This is a genomic window from Pseudomonas sp. 2,4-D, assembly GCF_030418155.1.
GTDB lineage: Bacteria > Pseudomonadota > Gammaproteobacteria > Pseudomonadales > Pseudomonadaceae > Aquipseudomonas > Aquipseudomonas alloputida.
Genome location: NZ_JAUHUI010000041.1, coordinates 34,852 through 48,883, shown reverse-complemented (window position 1 = coordinate 48,883; position 14,032 = coordinate 34,852). Strand labels below are relative to the sequence as shown.

Below are 14,032 nucleotides of genomic sequence, written 5' to 3'. Positions count from 1 at the left end.
TCAGTGCTGGCCCCTTCGCGGGTAAACCCGCTCCTACAAGGCCTTTGTAGGGGCGGGTTTACCCGCGAAGGGGCCAGCACTGACGAAACACTGCCCATGAGGTATCCCCCGTGACACCCGCCATGCCTGACCAAGGCGCCGCCGGCATCGCCACCGCCGTCGCCGAAAGCGTGCAATACCAAGGCCGCAAGACTGCCCGCCAAGGCAGCGAACAGCGTCGCCAGTTGATTCTCGATGCCGCCATGCGCATTGTCGTACGCGATGGCGTGCGCGGTGTGCGCCACCGGGCAGTGGCCGCCGAGGCCGGCGTGCCATTGTCGGCCACCACCTACTACTTCAAGGACATCGAGGACCTCCTCACCGATACCTTTGCCCAGTACGTCGAGCGCAGTGCGGCCTACATGGCCAAGCTGTGGGCCAATACCGAGGTGGTGTTGCGCCAGTTGCTGGCACAGGGCGATGGCAGCCCGCAGGCACGGGCGCGGCTGGCTGACGACGTGGCGCGCATGACCGCCGACTACGTTCAGCGGCAACTGCTGAACCGCCGTGACTTCCTGATGGCCGAGCAGGCCTTTCGCCAGGAAGCATTGCTGTGCCCGCGCCTGGCCGAGCTGGTGTGCGCTCATGAGCAGATCCTGCTGCACGGCACCCGGCAATTGCTGCAAGTCGTGGGCTCGCGGCAGCCGGAGCAGGATGCACAGATGTTGACGGCGATTATCGAGCAGTTGGAATATCAAGGCCTGCTCAAGCAAGCGAATGCGCAAGCCGATGGGCAGATGCTCGCTATGCTTACCCGATACCTGCAGCTGGTGCTGGCATCGGCCTGAGCCGAGAACGACCTTTTCAAGGAGAACCTGATGAAAGCCTGGCGTGTGGTGTTGTTGACTTTGTCATTCCTGCTGCTGGGCGGTTGTCTGGTGACCTTCCATGAGCCCTTGCCCAGCAACCAGGCAGCGCCCAAGGCCCTGCTCGGCAAGTGGAGCAGCAAGGACGCCTGGGGGGAGCCGTTGAAACTGGTGATCAGCCGTAGCGGTGGCGACGCCTACAAGGCGGTGGCCACGGCCAAGGGCAAGGCTCCTGAAGAGTACGTGTTCACCGTGTCACGCCACGGCAACCGCTGGTACTTGTCGGCGGGCGTGCCCAAGCGCCTGGGTGGCAATTTCCTGATTGGCGGCTTCGATATCGTCGATGGCAAGGAACTGGTGGTCTACAACCTGGATGTCGAGCAAGTACAGCAGGCGGTGGACAAGAAGGAACTGAGCGGTCGTAGTACCGAAGTGCCGGAGGACAACGGCGACGGCGTGCTGATCGACAGCCCGGCGGCGCGGGTGCTGGCCTACCTGGACGACCCGGCCAACTCCGACCTGTTCGTTGAAGTGGCGCGGTTCCAGCGTTCCGGCAAGTAGTGGCCTGTACCGGCCTCTTTGCGGGCAATCCCGCTCCTACAGGGGCCTTGCCAGGCCTGGGCTTGTTGATATCCATGTAGGAGCGGGATTGCCCGCGAAGAGGCCGGTACAGGTTTCGTGTACTAGAAAGGAGTCCCCGGTGGACGAATACCAGCAAACCATCCGCGCCCTGTCCGACCGCATCGTCGCAGCACAGACGCCTATCCGGGTCCTTGACGCGGTGAAGTGGGACGACAACATCCGCCAGGGCTTTCTCAAGGCCAAGGGCAAGGAGCCGCCGGCGGTTGACCGCGCCTACTACCAGTCGCGCCCGCTGTCATTCGACTCCAGCGCGGTCAAGGCCGAGTTCCAGGGCATCGAGCGCGACATCATTCGCCAGTTGGGCCAGTTCAACCCGGTCGGGCAGATCATGAAGCGCATGTGCCGCGAATACCGCATGGTGGTGCGCATGCTTGAAGCGCGCGGTACCGAGGACTTCGGCCTGATCTCCCAGGAACTGTACGGCGCCGCCTCGGATGCCTTCCACGCCGGTGACCCGACCCTGGCCGACCTTGGCCTGATGCTGTCGGACTACCTGAACAACATCGATGGCCGTGGTGACCTCAAGGATGAGCCAAAGAATCTCACCGCCAAGGAGGCGGTGGAGATCCTCCAGCACCGGCTGAACAACGTGTTCGGCGAGGCCGAAGGGACCATTCGCGTGTTCGAGTCCGACGGTATCGTCGCCGACGCCGCAGCCGGTGCCGACTACATCAAGGTGCGTGCCGATGCCATGTTCAACGCCCGCGATGTGCGCGCCCTGGAGGTGCACGAAGGGTTGGTGCATGTCGGTACCACGCTCAATGGCCTGAACCAGCCGATCTGCACCTTCCTGGCCAAAGGCCCGCCCTCGTCGACGGTAACCCAGGAGGGCCTGGCGATTCTCATGGAGGTGATCGCCTTTGCCTCCTACCCCAGCCGCCTGCGCAAGCTCACCAACCGCACCCGTGCCATCCACATGGTCGAGGAGGGTGCAGATTTCATGCAGGTCTACGGTTTCTTCCGCGAGCAGGGCTTCGAGATGGCGCAGAGCTACAGCAACGCCAGCCGGGTGTTCCGCGGCTCGGTGCCCAACGGCCTGCCATTCACCAAGGACTTGTCCTATCTCAAGGGCTTCATCATGGTTTACAACTACATTCAGTTGGCCGTGAAGAAGGGCAAACTGGAACAGATCCCGTTGCTGTTCTGTGGCAAGACCACCCTGGAAGACATGCGCACCCTGCGCCAACTGGTCGAGGAAGGGTTGGTCGAGCCGCCCAAGTACCTGCCTGAACAGTTCCGCGACCTGAGTGCGCTGTCGGCCTGGATGTGCTTCTCCAACTTCCTCAACCACCTGAGCCTGGATCGCATTGAAGCCGACTACGCGAACATTCTCTGAGCACTGCCGCCTGCTCGTCCTCGGCCTGGTCCTGCTGAGCCTTGGCGGCTGCAGCAGCCTGTTGTTCTACCCCGAGCGTGGTCAGGCCTTCACCCCTGAGCGTGCCAAGCTGGAATACAGCGATGTCACGCTGACCACGGCTGATGGCATTCGCCTTCACGGTTGGTGGCTGCCAGCCAAGGCCGGGGCCGAGGTCAAGGGCACGGTGCTGCACCTGCACGGCAACGGCGGTAACCTGCCAGGGCACCTGGGGGGGAGCTACTGGCTGCCGGAGCAGGGCTACCAGGTGTTGATGATCGATTACCGCGGCTATGGCTTGTCGCAGGGCCAGCCGAGCCTGCCGGAGGTGTATCAGGACATTGCTGCAGCCATGGCCTGGTTGGAGCAGGCGCCCGAGGTCAAGGGCAAGCCGCTGGTACTGCTGGGGCAGAGCCTGGGCGGTGCCATGGCCATTCATTACCTGGCGGCCCACCCCGAGCAGCGTCAGCGCTTCAGCGCCCTGGTGTTCGATGGTGTGCCGGCCAGTTACCGCGCGGTGGGGCGCTTTGCGCTCAGCACCTCCTGGATGACCTGGCCATTGCAGGTTCCGCTGTCGTGGCTAGTGCCGGACGGCGACAGCGCGATCCGCTCGATCGAGCGATTGAGCAGCCCGCCCAAGTTGTTTTTCCACAGCATCGACGACAACCTGGTGCCGATGGACAACGGCATCCGCCTGTTTCAGCACGCGCCACCACCGCGGGTGCTGCAACTGACCCGAGGGGGGCACGTGCAGACCTTCGCCGACCCGACCTGGCGCCAGGTGATGCTGCGGTTCCTCGATGACCCCAGCCATTTCAACGGCCTGCGGCGGCTTGCCGAAGTGCCCAATTTCCCTGACGAGAAGAACAAGCAATGAGTGAAGAACGCAACGCCATCCCGCTGATCCTGACCGGCGTCGGCAGCATCATCGTGACGGTAGGGGCTTTGTGGTATTACGGTTACCTGCATTTCGCCAAGCCCGAAGATGCCCTGCTGCTGCAGGACTTCACCATGCTCAAGACCATCCCCGGCGAGGACTACAAGGTATCGCTGGACCCGGCGCCGCAAGTGGCCCAGTGCGTCGACGGCGTGCTGGTGCTGTTCGACACCCAACAGAAAGGCCTGACCGGCGTGCTGGTGGACAACCGCAAGCGCGCGGTGCGCTGCATGGGCGAGGAAACACCGCAGCAGGTGCAGTGAGCCATTATCCCTGCTGCCTTAACTCGCCTCTTCGCGGGCGTGCCCGCGAAGAGGCCAGAACAGGCAAAAGAAAGCCCCGCGTCGATCGCGGGGCTTGTCCTTTCAGCTAGCCAGCCTTAGCGCTGAACCTGGCTCACCGAGCGTGGTGCCACCGGCTGGTTGTCGTTGGAGATGGTCACCTCCACCCGACGGTTCTGCGCACGTCCCGAGTTGCTCGAGTTGTCCGCTACCGGGTACTCCTTGCCATAGCCCTGGGAAACGATACGCGCCGGATCTACCCCGGCACGTACCAGTGCCATGCGCACGCTGTTGGCGCGGCGTTCGGACAGTGTCTGGTTGTAGTTGGCCGAGCCGACGCTGTCGGTGTAGCCCTCGACGATCACCTTGCGTTCCGGGTTTTCCTGAAGGAACTGGGCCAGCTTGGTGACGTTCGGATAGGCGTTGCTCTTGAGTTCGGCCTTGTTGAAGTCGAACAGCACGTCACCGAAGGTCACCAGCGTTCCGCGGTCGGTCTGCTTGGCGTTGAGGCTGTCCTGCAGCTTGGCGATTTGCGCGTCGCGGGCGTCCAGCTTGGCTTTGGCGCGTTCAGCCGAGGCGTTTTTCAGATCAGCTTCGGCGGTGCGCAGGGCAATGGTCTGCTTGGCCACTTCGACGCGCTGGTTGGTCAGGTAGGCCAATTGGTCGACTTTCTTCTCGTCTTCACGGTCCATGTAGGCCTTGTCGGCCTTGTTCAGCCAGTCCTGGGCGTCCTTGGTCTCCAGTGCCGCGACTTTGCTCGCTTGCGGGTCGCTCTGCAGCGAGGAGAAGTTGGTGCGGGCCGCTTCCAGGTTGGCATTCGGATCGTGCGAGCAGGCGGCAAGACCGACGCTCAGGGCCAGCAGGGCGGGAATCATGACGTGTTTGCGCATAGTGTTCATCCTTTGATCGTGTGCGAAGGCTAAGGTTGGCAGGGCAGGGCTCACTGAGCGCTGCGCAGGCCTTCCTCACGTACGTCCTGAACGCCCTGGCGGGCATCCTGCACGGCCTTCTGGGCTTTGGCTGCCTGGGCTTTGCGTTCGGCGAGGCGGGCGTCCCACTCGGCCTGTTGGGCCAGGCGCTTGGCCTCGTCGTACTTCTTGTCGTGCATGGCGATTTCGGCTTGCTTGAACTTGTCCTGAGCCGCTTTCATTTCCACGGCAGCAAACTCGGTACCGCCAGCGCTGACGGCGGAGTTCACGGCGGACTGGGTAACGGCATACTGCTCGGTGGGCGGATTGCCTGCACAGCCGGCCAGGACCAGGCTACTGCCCAGCGCCAGCGCGGCCAGCTTGAACCCGCGCACATGAGTGGATGACAGTTTGCTAGTGCGGGTCTTCATGGTGGTCAGCTCCATTGGATCACTCCTGATAACGACGATGTCCGTAGCAGTCCATCGCTCAATCCCTGACTAACCGCGCGCTTCAGCTCAACGGTGCACGAGGGCAGTGTGCAGGGTTTTAGCGTGATGGCTATTGGCTCCGACTCGAAGGTTTTTCGAATAGTTCAGAAAAAAGCCCCGTAATCGGATAACTATTTCTGACTGATCGGTCAGTGCGATTTGCCTGGAACTTTCTCAGGCGGGAGCGGTATTCCGGGCCTTGAGCAGGCCCGGAATGCTGGAGCGCAGGATTATTTGTCGCTGTCGACTGCCGCGTTGCTCAGGTTGTGCAGGTGCTGGCGGGACAGGGAGAGAAAGCGCGGCGTAGGACCAACGTCTTCGTACAGTGGGTCGCCTTCCTCGTCGGTGGCGATGACCTGGCGGCCCTGCACATAGGGGAAGCTGGCCTCCAGTTCTTCAAGGGCGGCTGCGACCAGTTCGCCGAGCAGTTCTTCGGCGGTGCGCTTGGGGTACATGTCGATCAGCGCGGCCAGGCGCGCTTCTGACTCCAGGTCCAGATGCAGGACATGGCCGGTACGGCTGAGGGTGCCGGCGGCATTCTGTTCCCAGTGCTGGGCGAGTTCACGGATTTTCATGATGACCTCTGTTGACGCCTGGAAAGGCTGCACTGCATGGGAGTGCTGTGCTTTCACTTTAGTTTGGTTTGGCCGATCACGGCTTGCCATCGTCGCCCGGCTGTGGGCACTCTTGGGGTATACCGCTCGCTCCTGCACAGGGCGCGCTGAGGCTGATAGGGATGCAACGGAGAGAGCGCCAATGACCGATATCGATGTGCGTTTGCGTGAAGATGTCCATGTGTTGGGTGAACTGCTTGGCGAAACCATTCGCCAGCAGCATGGCGATGCGTTCCTGCAGAAAATCGAGGACATCCGCCACAGTGCCAAGGCCGACCGTCGCGGCCCGGGTGAGCAGTTGAGCTCGACCCTGGCAGACCTGGCCGAAGAAGATCTGCTGCCCGTAGCGAGGGCCTTCAACCAGTTCCTCAACCTGGCCAACATGGCCGAGCAGTACCAGTTGATCCGCCGCCGCAACGCCGACCAGCCCGAGCCGTTCGAAGCGCAGGTACTGCCCGAGCTGCTGGGGCGCTTGAAGCAGGCCGGCCACAGCAACGATGCCCTGGCCCGGCAACTGGCCAAGCTCGATATCCAGTTGGTGCTCACCGCACATCCCACCGAAGTTGCCCGTCGCACGCTGATCCAGAAGTACGACGCAATCGCCGGCCAACTGGCCGCGCAGGACCATCGTGACCTGACCTCGGCAGAACGCCAGCAAGTGCGCGAACGCCTGCGCCGGCTGATCGCCGAGGCCTGGCACACCGAAGAAATCCGCCGTACCCGGCCTACGCCGGTAGACGAAGCCAAGTGGGGTTTCGCAGTGATCGAGCATTCACTGTGGCATGCCATCCCCAGCCACCTGCGCAAGGTCGACAAGGCCCTGCTGGAGGCCACTGGCCTGCGCCTGCCGCTGGAGGCCGCGCCGATTCGCTTTGCCTCGTGGATGGGGGGGGACCGTGATGGCAACCCCAATGTGACGGCTGCGGTCACCCGCGAAGTACTCCTGCTGGCGCGCTGGATGGCCGCCGACCTGTTCCTGCGCGACATCGATGCACTGGCCGCCGAGTTGTCCATGCAGCAGGCCAACGACGCCCTGCGCAAACAGGTTGGCGACAGTGCCGAACCCTACCGCGCTGTGCTCAAGCGACTGCGCGACCGCCTACGTGCGACACGCGCATGGGCGCATTCGGCCTTGACCAGCAACCAACCGGTCGATGCCGACGTGCTGGTAGACAACCGCGAGCTGATCGCGCCGCTGGAGCTGTGCTACCAGTCACTGCACGAATGCGGCATGGGCGTGATCGCCGAGGGGCCGCTGCTCGACTGCTTGCGTCGTGCGGTGACCTTCGGCCTGTTCCTGGGCCGCCTGGACGTACGCCAGGATGCTGCTCGTCACCGTGATGCGCTGACCGAGATTACCGATTACCTGGGCCTGGGGCGTTACGCCGACTGGGATGAGGAGCAGCGCATCGCGTTCCTCCAGGCCGAGCTGAAAAACCGCCGGCCCCTGCTGCCTGCGCATTTCAAGCCGCAAGCGGACACCGCCGAAGTGCTGGCGACCTGCAGGGAAGTGGCCGCTGCGCCGGCCGCCTCGCTGGGGTCTTACGTGATCTCCATGGCCGGTGCCGCCTCGGATGTACTGGCGGTGCAACTGTTGCTCAAGGAAGCCGGCCTGACCCGCCCCATGCGTGTGGTGCCACTGTTCGAGACCCTGGCCGACCTCGACAACGCCGGCCCGGTCATGCAGCGCCTGCTTGGCCTGCCGGGCTACCGCGCGGGCCTGCGCGGCCCGCAGGAGGTCATGATCGGCTACTCCGATTCGGCCAAGGACGCCGGCACCACGGCCGCTGCCTGGGCGCAGTACCGGGCTCAGGAGAACCTGGTGCGTATCTGTGCCGAGCATCAGGTCGAGCTACTGCTGTTCCACGGCCGTGGCGGTACGGTCGGGCGAGGCGGCGGCCCGGCCCATGCGGCGATCCTGTCGCAGCCACCGGGTTCGGTGGCGGGGCGTTTGCGCACCACCGAGCAGGGTGAAATGATCCGCTTCAAGTTCGGCTTGCCGGGCATCGCCGAGCAAAACCTCAACCTGTACTTGGCCGCCGTGCTTGAAGCGACGTTGTTGCCACCACCACCCCCGCAGCCGGCCTGGCGTGAGGTGATGGACCAGTTGGCCGCCGATGGTGTCCAGGCTTACCGCCGCGTGGTACGGGAGAATCCCGATTTCGTCGAGTACTTCCGCCAGTCGACGCCAGAACAGGAGCTGGGGCGCCTGCCGTTGGGCAGCCGCCCGGCAAAACGTCGCGCCGGGGGCATCGAAAGCCTGCGGGCCATCCCGTGGATCTTCGGCTGGACCCAGACCCGGCTGATGCTGCCGGCCTGGCTGGGCTGGGAAACGGCGCTGACCAATGCCTTGGCCCGTGGTCAGGGGGAGTTGCTGGCGCAAATGCGCGAGCAATGGCCGTTCTTCCGCACCCGCATCGATATGCTGGAAATGGTACTGGCCAAAGCGGATGCGCAAATTGCCGAGGCCTACGACGAACGTCTGGTGCAACCGCACCTGCGTCCTTTAGGTGCGCACCTGCGCGACCTATTGTCGCAGTCATGCCAGGTGGTGCTGGGCCTGACCGGGCAGCCGGTGCTACTGGCGCACAGCCCCGAGACGCTGGAATTCATTAGCCTGCGCAATACCTATCTGGACCCGTTGCACCGTCTGCAGGCAGAGTTGCTGGCTCGCTCGCGCAGCCGCGAAGCCGCTCTGGACAGCCCGTTGGAGCAGGCCTTGCTGGTGACTGTGGCGGGTATTGCCGCCGGGCTGCGCAACACCGGCTAAGGGCAAGCCCGGGTCATGTCTGGCGCGTACCATACAGGCCCGGCACTATGACGGGGAGGGTGGTTGCGCCTGGCGCAACCGCCTGCCCGGTCAGCCGCAAGTGGCGCATTCCTGCAACTTTGGGACGCTTGTCTGGCTGCCGGGCGCTGTGTATCTTGAGCAGCCTTCTGACCGATTTATGGTCATACCCGATTTTCCGGACTTGGCCCTGGTCGCCGAATCCATTGAATTTCATAAAAAAATTTGAGGAGCACGAGATGCGCGTAATTCTGCTGGGAGCTCCCGGGGCCGGTAAAGGTACTCAGGCAAAGTTCATCACCGAAAAGTTCGGTATTCCACAGATCTCCACCGGTGACATGCTGCGTGCCGCCGTCAAGGCTGGCACCCCGCTGGGCCTGGAACTGAAGAAAGTCATGGATGCCGGCCAGCTGGTCTCCGACGAGTTGATCATCAGCCTGGTGAAGGAGCGCATCGCTCAGCCGGATTGCGCCAACGGCTGCCTGTTCGACGGCTTCCCACGCACCATCCCGCAGGCCGAAGCCATGGTCGCTGCCGGTGTCGACATCGATGCCGTGGTCGAAATTGCCGTGGACGACGAAGAAATCGTCGGCCGCATGGCTGGCCGCCGCGTGCACCTGGCCTCGGGCCGCACCTACCACATTCAGTACAACCCGCCGAAAGTGGAAGGCAAGGACGACGAGACCGGTGAAGACCTGATCCAGCGTGACGACGACAAGGAAGAAACCGTTCGCCATCGTCTGTCGGTCTACCACAGCCAGACCAAGCCGCTGGTGGATTTCTATCAGAAGCTGTCGGCTGCCAATGGCGGCAAGCCGAAGTACAGCCACATCGAAGGTGTCGGCTCGGTTGAAGCCATCACCGCCAAGGTCCTGGCAGCCCTGAGCTGATCCGGCGCCTGACGCACCTCGACAACGGCCCGCTTGCGGGCCGTTGTCGTTTGTAGGCCGCACAGCGCCCCCTCAGGACACAACGCCGCTGCTGCTCTATACTGCCGCTCTTTTTCATTCGCACCTGGATACCCGTTCGATGACCACCCTGCTGGCCCTGGATACCGCCACCGAAGCCTGTTCCGTCGCGCTGCTGCATGACGGCAAGGTGACCAGCCACTACGAGGTGATCCCGCGCATGCATGCCCAGAAGCTGCTGCCGATGATCAAGCAACTGCTGGCCGACTCTGGCGTGGCACTGAATGCGCTGGATGCCATTGCCTTTGGCCGTGGCCCGGGCGCGTTCACCGGCGTGCGTATTGCCATCGGTGTTGTGCAAGGCCTGGCCTTCGCCCTCGAGCGCCCGGTGCTGCCGGTGTCCAACCTGGCCGCTTTGGCCCAGGGTGCATTGCGCGAGCATGGCGTGCAGCAGGTGGCCGCTGCCATCGATGCGCGCATGGATGAAGTGTACTGGGGCTGCTACCAGGCCACGGCGGGCGAAATGTGCCTGGTCGGCCGTGAAGCCGTATTGCCGCCCGAGCAGGTGGCGCTGCCGGCAGGCAGCAATGGCGAGTGGTTCGGTGCCGGTACTGGGTGGGGCTATGCCGAGCGCCTGGCGGTACAGGTGGCGGCGAGCAACCCGGCTGCCTTGCCCAATGCTCTGGACATTCTCAGCCTGGCCACCTTTGCCTGGGCCCGTGGCGAGGCAATCGTCGCCGAGCAGGCGCAACCGGTTTATCTGCGCGATAATGTAGCCACGCCCAAGAAGCACTGAGTGCTGTTCGTCGGTTATCGCCGAACACGCTAAAACCTTTTGCGCGATCTGTGGTCCAGTTATCACTCAAGCATTAGCGACGGAACCCTGATGCTGCTAAATTGCCATCATTGGTCCTGAGTGCTCATGCCATGCGTATCGACGGTTTCTCATCGCAGTCCTACCCGCTCAAGCGCACCTCCCGCAAAGCAGCGGTGCGTGACGAGGCCATCGACGATGTCGAGGTGATCGAGGAGGCAGAGGCCGCCCCGCAGGAAGCCACTGCCCGCCGCCCTGGTGGTGGCCTGCCAGCCCGCCAGCAGGACATGGTTTTCCCTCGCGCCCGTGACCGCCGCACCGCCACCGCACTGGCCAGCTACCTGAGCACTGCCGGCTTTACTGACTGGGACATGGAAGTACTGGGGCTCGACCTGTACATTTGATGGATGAATCCCTCACCACTGCCTTACTTTCTCGGTTGCCCGTCGTGGAGCGAAAACGCCTGGCGCGACTACCTGTACCCCGCTGACGCCAACAGTAATCAAATGCTTGGCTTCTACAGCCAGGTGTTCAACGCGGTCGAAGGCAACACCACTTTCTACGCACGTCCTGCTCCCGGCACCATTGCCCGCTGGGCGCAGGTCATGCCCGAGCACTTTCGCTTCACTGCCAAGTTTCCGCGGGATGTCAGCCATGAGGGCGACCTGCGTGACCAGCTTGAACCTGCCTTCGACTTCACTCGGCTGATGGCCCCGCTGGGCCAGCGCGTATCACCCTACTGGTTGCAGTTGCCGGCCCAGTTCGGCCCGGCGCGCCTGGGTGAGCTTTGTCACTTCCTCGATCAGATCGCCGTGCCCGTGGCTGTGGAAGTGCGCAACCAAGCCTTTTTTGCCAAGGGTGAGGAAGAACGCCTGCTCAATCGCCTGCTGCACGAACGCGGTGTGGAGCGTATCTGCCTCGACCCGCGCGCGCTGTTCAGTTGCACCTCGCGCGACCCTGCCGTGCTGCATGCGCAGTCGAAGAAGCCCAGGGTGCCACCGCGGCCGGCAGCCTTCAGCCAGTACCCGCAGGTTCGCTTCATTGGCCATCCGGAACTGGAGGCCAATCACACCTTCCTCAGCCCTTGGGTAGAAAAAGTCGCCGCCTGGATTGAAGAAGGCCGTAATCCCTATATCTTCCTGCACACCTCGGACAATCGCCTGGCTGCCGCGCTGGCCCAGCGTTTCCATCAACGCCTGATGGCACGCCTGCCGGGCCTGGCACCTTTGCCGGAATTGCCGCGCGCCCCTGAGGTCGAACAATTGGGGCTACTCTGACCTTTCCCTGACTGCCGGAGGTTGAACCATGGATGTGCAAACCCTGCGAGCTGAGGCCTTCAAGGCGTTACACGAGCGCGACGGCGCGTTCGTCATCCCCAACCCGTGGGATGCCGGCTCCGCCAAGTTGCTCGCCAGCCTGGGTTTCGAGGCGCTGGCTACCACCAGTGCAGGCCTGGCCTTCAGCTTTGGCCGGCCGGACGCCGAAGGCGCCTTGAGCCTGGACGATACACTGGACAATGCCGGCGAGATCGTCGATGCCACCGCGCTGCCGGTGGCCGCCGATCTGGAAAACGGTTTTGGCGACTTGCCCGAAGACTGTGCCCAGACCATTCTGCGTGCCGCCGAAATTGGCCTGGTGGGCGGCTCCATCGAAGATGCCAGCGGCCGCAGTGATGCGCCCATCTATGACTTCGGGCTGGCTGTGGAACGCGTGCGCGCTGCCGTGCAGGCTGCGCGAAGCCTGCCATTCCCGTTCACCTTGTGCGCTCGTGCAGAAAACCTGCTGCACGGGCGCATGGACCTCGACGACACCATCCTGCGCCTGCAAGCCTATGCCGAAGCCGGTGCCGACGTGCTCTACGCGCCCGGGTTGCGCACCGTGGAGGAAGTCCGTGCCGTGGTGCAGGCAGTCGCACCGCGACCTGTGAATGTGCTGATGGGCATGGCGGGCGTGCCGCTGAGCGTCAACCAGTTGCAGGACCTGGGCGTGCGCCGCGTCAGCGTTGGCTCGTCGCTGGCCCGTGCTGCACTCGGGGCCTTCTACCGGGCGGCGCAGGAAATTCGCGATGAGGGCACGTTCGGCTACGGTGAGCAGGCAATGCCGTTTGCCCAGCTGAACGATCTGTTCCGCCGCTGATGAGGGCATTGCTGGCGCTACTGGCCGGCCTGCTTACGGTGGCCGGCCTGGCCTGGCACTTCGGCTGGCGCCTGCCTGCCACATGGAACCCCTGGGCGCCGCTGGACGTACGCCAGCCGCCCAACCTGCTGACCCCCTACAAACTGTCGCGCCTACGCGATGACCCAACGCTGTGCCGGCAGGCGCTGGAAACCAGCCACCTGCGTTACCGGGCACAAGCCGACAGCCCGGCGTCGGCCAACTGCCCGCTGCAGAACGTATGGCGCATCGAGGGCGGCCAGGCGCGGCTGAGCAGCAGCTTTCTGGCCAGTTGCCCGTTGGCGGTGGCCTATGCACTGTTCGAAAACCATGGCTTGCAGCCGGCGGCGCAGGAAGTGTTTGGGCAACCGGTGACGCAGGTCGATCACCTGGGCAGCTTTGCCTGCCGCAATGTCTACCACCGCAAGCAGGGCCGTTTGAGCCAGCACGCCACGGCCAATGCGCTGGACATCAGCGGATTTCGCCTGAAGGACGGCCAGCGCATTATCCTGGCGCGTGACTGGCAGGCGGGCGGGCAGAAGGCGGAATTCTTGCGTCAGGTGCAGCAGGCCGCATGCGAAAGCTTCAGCACGGTATTGGGGCCGGACTACAACGCTGCGCACCGCAACCACTTTCACCTGGACATGGGGCGCTGGCAGATCTGTCGTTAGCCTCAGGCGTACGCGCGCACGTTGTTCAGCACCACTGGGCGCGCCCAGTGGATGTCGAACTCCAGGTCATTCTGCTGCTTGGCCAGGGTGGCTTCGTCGAACGGTTCGGGCGCCGGGTCCAGCAGGTTGGTCTCGAACTCGGCAATGGGCAGGAACAATGACCGTGGCGTGGGGCCAGGGCCGGGTTCGGCGATCGGCTGACCCTGCTTCATCACCACCGGGCGCAGCCAGCTGTTGTTGATGTCGAGCTGGCGCTGTTGCTCGATCAGTTCCATGGCGCTGAACGGCTCGGGGGCGGGCGGCAGCAGCTTGGCTTCAAGCTCGGCCTTGGGCAGAAACAACGGTTCGGGCGGCGCCACGATGGTGTCGTGCACCGGGCAGGCGCGCTGGGCGTCGATCAAGGCCAGTGCACGGGCGCCGCCGATGGGTTCGCCGCTGTCCTGGTCGTACTGCACGAACGACTGGCTGACGCCGTCTACGGGCTCTTCCTGCTGCTCGGCCATGGCCCGGGCAAAGAAATCCTGCCACAGGTGGCTGACGCCCCCGAGTGCCTGGGTGTTGTGCTGACTGTAGTTGCCGACAGGCGACAAATAGGTCAAGCCGATGGGAAGAGTATCTGACATGG

Annotated in this window: 16 protein-coding genes; 12 read left to right on the top strand and 4 right to left on the bottom strand. The window is 63.7% G+C overall.

The window, feature by feature from the left end; translation table 11 throughout:
- Positions 1 to 122 precede the first annotated feature (122 nt).
- The 5 genes from QYE47_RS22615 to QYE47_RS22595 all read left to right on the top strand — a co-directional run bounded on the left by QYE47_RS22615 (position 123) and on the right by QYE47_RS22595 (position 4,041).
- Complete coding sequence (locus QYE47_RS22615) at positions 123 to 827, top strand: TetR/AcrR family transcriptional regulator (protein WP_019437363.1); 705 nt, start codon at positions 123 to 125, stop codon at positions 825 to 827.
- Between the two features lie 30 nt (positions 828 to 857).
- The gene (locus QYE47_RS22610) at positions 858 to 1,406 is read left to right on the top strand and encodes a hypothetical protein (RefSeq protein WP_014592169.1); all 549 of its coding nucleotides are present in this window, start codon (positions 858 to 860) and stop codon (positions 1,404 to 1,406) included.
- A 139-nt stretch (positions 1,407 to 1,545) separates the two neighbouring features.
- Positions 1,546 to 2,823, top strand: a complete 1,278-nt coding sequence (locus QYE47_RS22605) for a flavohemoglobin expression-modulating QEGLA motif protein (protein ID WP_003252215.1) — start codon at positions 1,546 to 1,548, stop codon at positions 2,821 to 2,823.
- Positions 2,795 to 3,718, top strand: coding sequence for an alpha/beta hydrolase (locus QYE47_RS22600; RefSeq protein WP_070384302.1), 924 nt, complete (start codon positions 2,795 to 2,797; stop codon positions 3,716 to 3,718). The genes QYE47_RS22605 and QYE47_RS22600 overlap by 29 nt, the downstream gene beginning before the upstream one ends.
- Positions 3,715 to 4,041: a hypothetical protein gene (locus tag QYE47_RS22595; protein ID WP_003252219.1), complete on the top strand. Its 327-nt coding sequence runs from the start codon at positions 3,715 to 3,717 to the stop codon at positions 4,039 to 4,041. Before QYE47_RS22600 ends, QYE47_RS22595 begins: the two co-directional genes overlap by 4 nt.
- A gap of 116 nt (positions 4,042 to 4,157) precedes the next feature.
- Here QYE47_RS22595 and QYE47_RS22590 read toward each other — a convergent pair whose 3' ends face one another.
- The 3 genes from QYE47_RS22590 to QYE47_RS22580 form a co-directional block, all read right to left on the bottom strand.
- Entirely contained in the window at positions 4,158 to 4,949 is a 792-nt protein-coding gene (locus QYE47_RS22590; protein WP_014592167.1) for an OmpA family protein, read from the bottom strand.
- A 50-nt stretch (positions 4,950 to 4,999) separates the two neighbouring features.
- Positions 5,000 to 5,413 carry a DUF4398 domain-containing protein gene (locus QYE47_RS22585; RefSeq protein ID WP_014592166.1) on the bottom strand — a complete coding sequence of 138 codons (414 nt, stop codon included), beginning with the start codon at positions 5,411 to 5,413 and terminating at the stop codon, positions 5,000 to 5,002.
- Positions 5,414 to 5,688: 275 nt separating this feature from the next.
- Entirely contained in the window at positions 5,689 to 6,033 is a 345-nt protein-coding gene (locus tag QYE47_RS22580; RefSeq protein WP_014592165.1) for a hypothetical protein, read from the bottom strand.
- A 181-nt stretch (positions 6,034 to 6,214) separates the two neighbouring features.
- Between QYE47_RS22580 and ppc the strand changes: the two genes are divergently transcribed.
- The 7 genes from ppc (at position 6,215) to QYE47_RS22545 (ending at position 13,407) form a co-directional block, all read left to right on the top strand.
- Positions 6,215 to 8,842: a phosphoenolpyruvate carboxylase gene (gene ppc / locus QYE47_RS22575; RefSeq protein WP_070384301.1), complete on the top strand. Its 2,628-nt coding sequence runs from the start codon at positions 6,215 to 6,217 to the stop codon at positions 8,840 to 8,842.
- A 257-nt stretch (positions 8,843 to 9,099) separates the two neighbouring features.
- Positions 9,100 to 9,750 carry an adenylate kinase gene (gene adk, locus QYE47_RS22570; RefSeq protein ID WP_004575467.1) on the top strand — a complete coding sequence of 217 codons (651 nt, stop codon included), beginning with the start codon at positions 9,100 to 9,102 and terminating at the stop codon, positions 9,748 to 9,750.
- Between the two features lie 139 nt (positions 9,751 to 9,889).
- Entirely contained in the window at positions 9,890 to 10,564 is a 675-nt protein-coding gene (tsaB, locus tag QYE47_RS22565) for a tRNA (adenosine(37)-N6)-threonylcarbamoyltransferase complex dimerization subunit type 1 TsaB (protein ID WP_070384300.1), read from the top strand.
- Between the two features lie 131 nt (positions 10,565 to 10,695).
- Positions 10,696 to 10,986, top strand: coding sequence for a hypothetical protein (locus QYE47_RS22560; RefSeq protein WP_070384299.1), 291 nt, complete (start codon positions 10,696 to 10,698; stop codon positions 10,984 to 10,986).
- A gap of 3 nt (positions 10,987 to 10,989) precedes the next feature.
- Positions 10,990 to 11,859 carry a DUF72 domain-containing protein gene (locus tag QYE47_RS22555; RefSeq protein WP_014592160.1) on the top strand — a complete coding sequence of 290 codons (870 nt, stop codon included), beginning with the start codon at positions 10,990 to 10,992 and terminating at the stop codon, positions 11,857 to 11,859.
- A gap of 28 nt (positions 11,860 to 11,887) precedes the next feature.
- Positions 11,888 to 12,718, top strand: coding sequence for an oxaloacetate decarboxylase (locus QYE47_RS22550; RefSeq protein ID WP_070384298.1), 831 nt, complete (start codon positions 11,888 to 11,890; stop codon positions 12,716 to 12,718).
- Complete coding sequence (locus QYE47_RS22545; protein WP_014592158.1) at positions 12,718 to 13,407, top strand: extensin family protein; 690 nt, start codon at positions 12,718 to 12,720, stop codon at positions 13,405 to 13,407. Before QYE47_RS22550 ends, QYE47_RS22545 begins: the two co-directional genes overlap by 1 nt.
- A gap of 2 nt (positions 13,408 to 13,409) precedes the next feature.
- On the opposite strand, the gene QYE47_RS22540 is transcribed toward QYE47_RS22545, so the two are convergent.
- Positions 13,410 to 14,030 carry an energy transducer TonB gene (locus tag QYE47_RS22540; protein ID WP_070384297.1) on the bottom strand — a complete coding sequence of 207 codons (621 nt, stop codon included), beginning with the start codon at positions 14,028 to 14,030 and terminating at the stop codon, positions 13,410 to 13,412.
- Positions 14,031 to 14,032: the final 2 nt, after the last annotated feature.

Bases quoted from the DNA above. Each gene is read 5' to 3' on its own strand.
- QYE47_RS22615 (WP_019437363.1), top strand. From the start codon at position 123: ATGCCTGACCAAGGCGCCGCCGGCATCGCCACCGCCGTCGCCGAAAGC.
- QYE47_RS22610 (WP_014592169.1), top strand. From the start codon at position 858: ATGAAAGCCTGGCGTGTGGTGTTGTTGACTTTGTCATTCCTGCTGCTG.
- QYE47_RS22595 (WP_003252219.1), top strand. From the start codon at position 3,715: ATGAGTGAAGAACGCAACGCCATCCCGCTGATCCTGACCGGCGTCGGC.
- QYE47_RS22590 (WP_014592167.1), bottom strand. From the start codon at position 4,949: ATGCGCAAACACGTCATGATTCCCGCCCTGCTGGCCCTGAGCGTCGGT.
- QYE47_RS22585 (WP_014592166.1), bottom strand. From the start codon at position 5,413: ATGGAGCTGACCACCATGAAGACCCGCACTAGCAAACTGTCATCCACT.
- QYE47_RS22580 (WP_014592165.1), bottom strand. From the start codon at position 6,033: ATGAAAATCCGTGAACTCGCCCAGCACTGGGAACAGAATGCCGCCGGC.
- ppc (WP_070384301.1), top strand. From the start codon at position 6,215: ATGACCGATATCGATGTGCGTTTGCGTGAAGATGTCCATGTGTTGGGT.
- adk (WP_004575467.1), top strand. From the start codon at position 9,100: ATGCGCGTAATTCTGCTGGGAGCTCCCGGGGCCGGTAAAGGTACTCAG.
- tsaB (WP_070384300.1), top strand. From the start codon at position 9,890: ATGACCACCCTGCTGGCCCTGGATACCGCCACCGAAGCCTGTTCCGTC.
- QYE47_RS22560 (WP_070384299.1), top strand. From the start codon at position 10,696: ATGCGTATCGACGGTTTCTCATCGCAGTCCTACCCGCTCAAGCGCACC.
- QYE47_RS22555 (WP_014592160.1), top strand. From the start codon at position 10,990: ATGAATCCCTCACCACTGCCTTACTTTCTCGGTTGCCCGTCGTGGAGC.
- QYE47_RS22550 (WP_070384298.1), top strand. From the start codon at position 11,888: ATGGATGTGCAAACCCTGCGAGCTGAGGCCTTCAAGGCGTTACACGAG.
- QYE47_RS22545 (WP_014592158.1), top strand. From the start codon at position 12,718: ATGAGGGCATTGCTGGCGCTACTGGCCGGCCTGCTTACGGTGGCCGGC.
- QYE47_RS22540 (WP_070384297.1), bottom strand. From the start codon at position 14,030: ATGTCAGATACTCTTCCCATCGGCTTGACCTATTTGTCGCCTGTCGGC.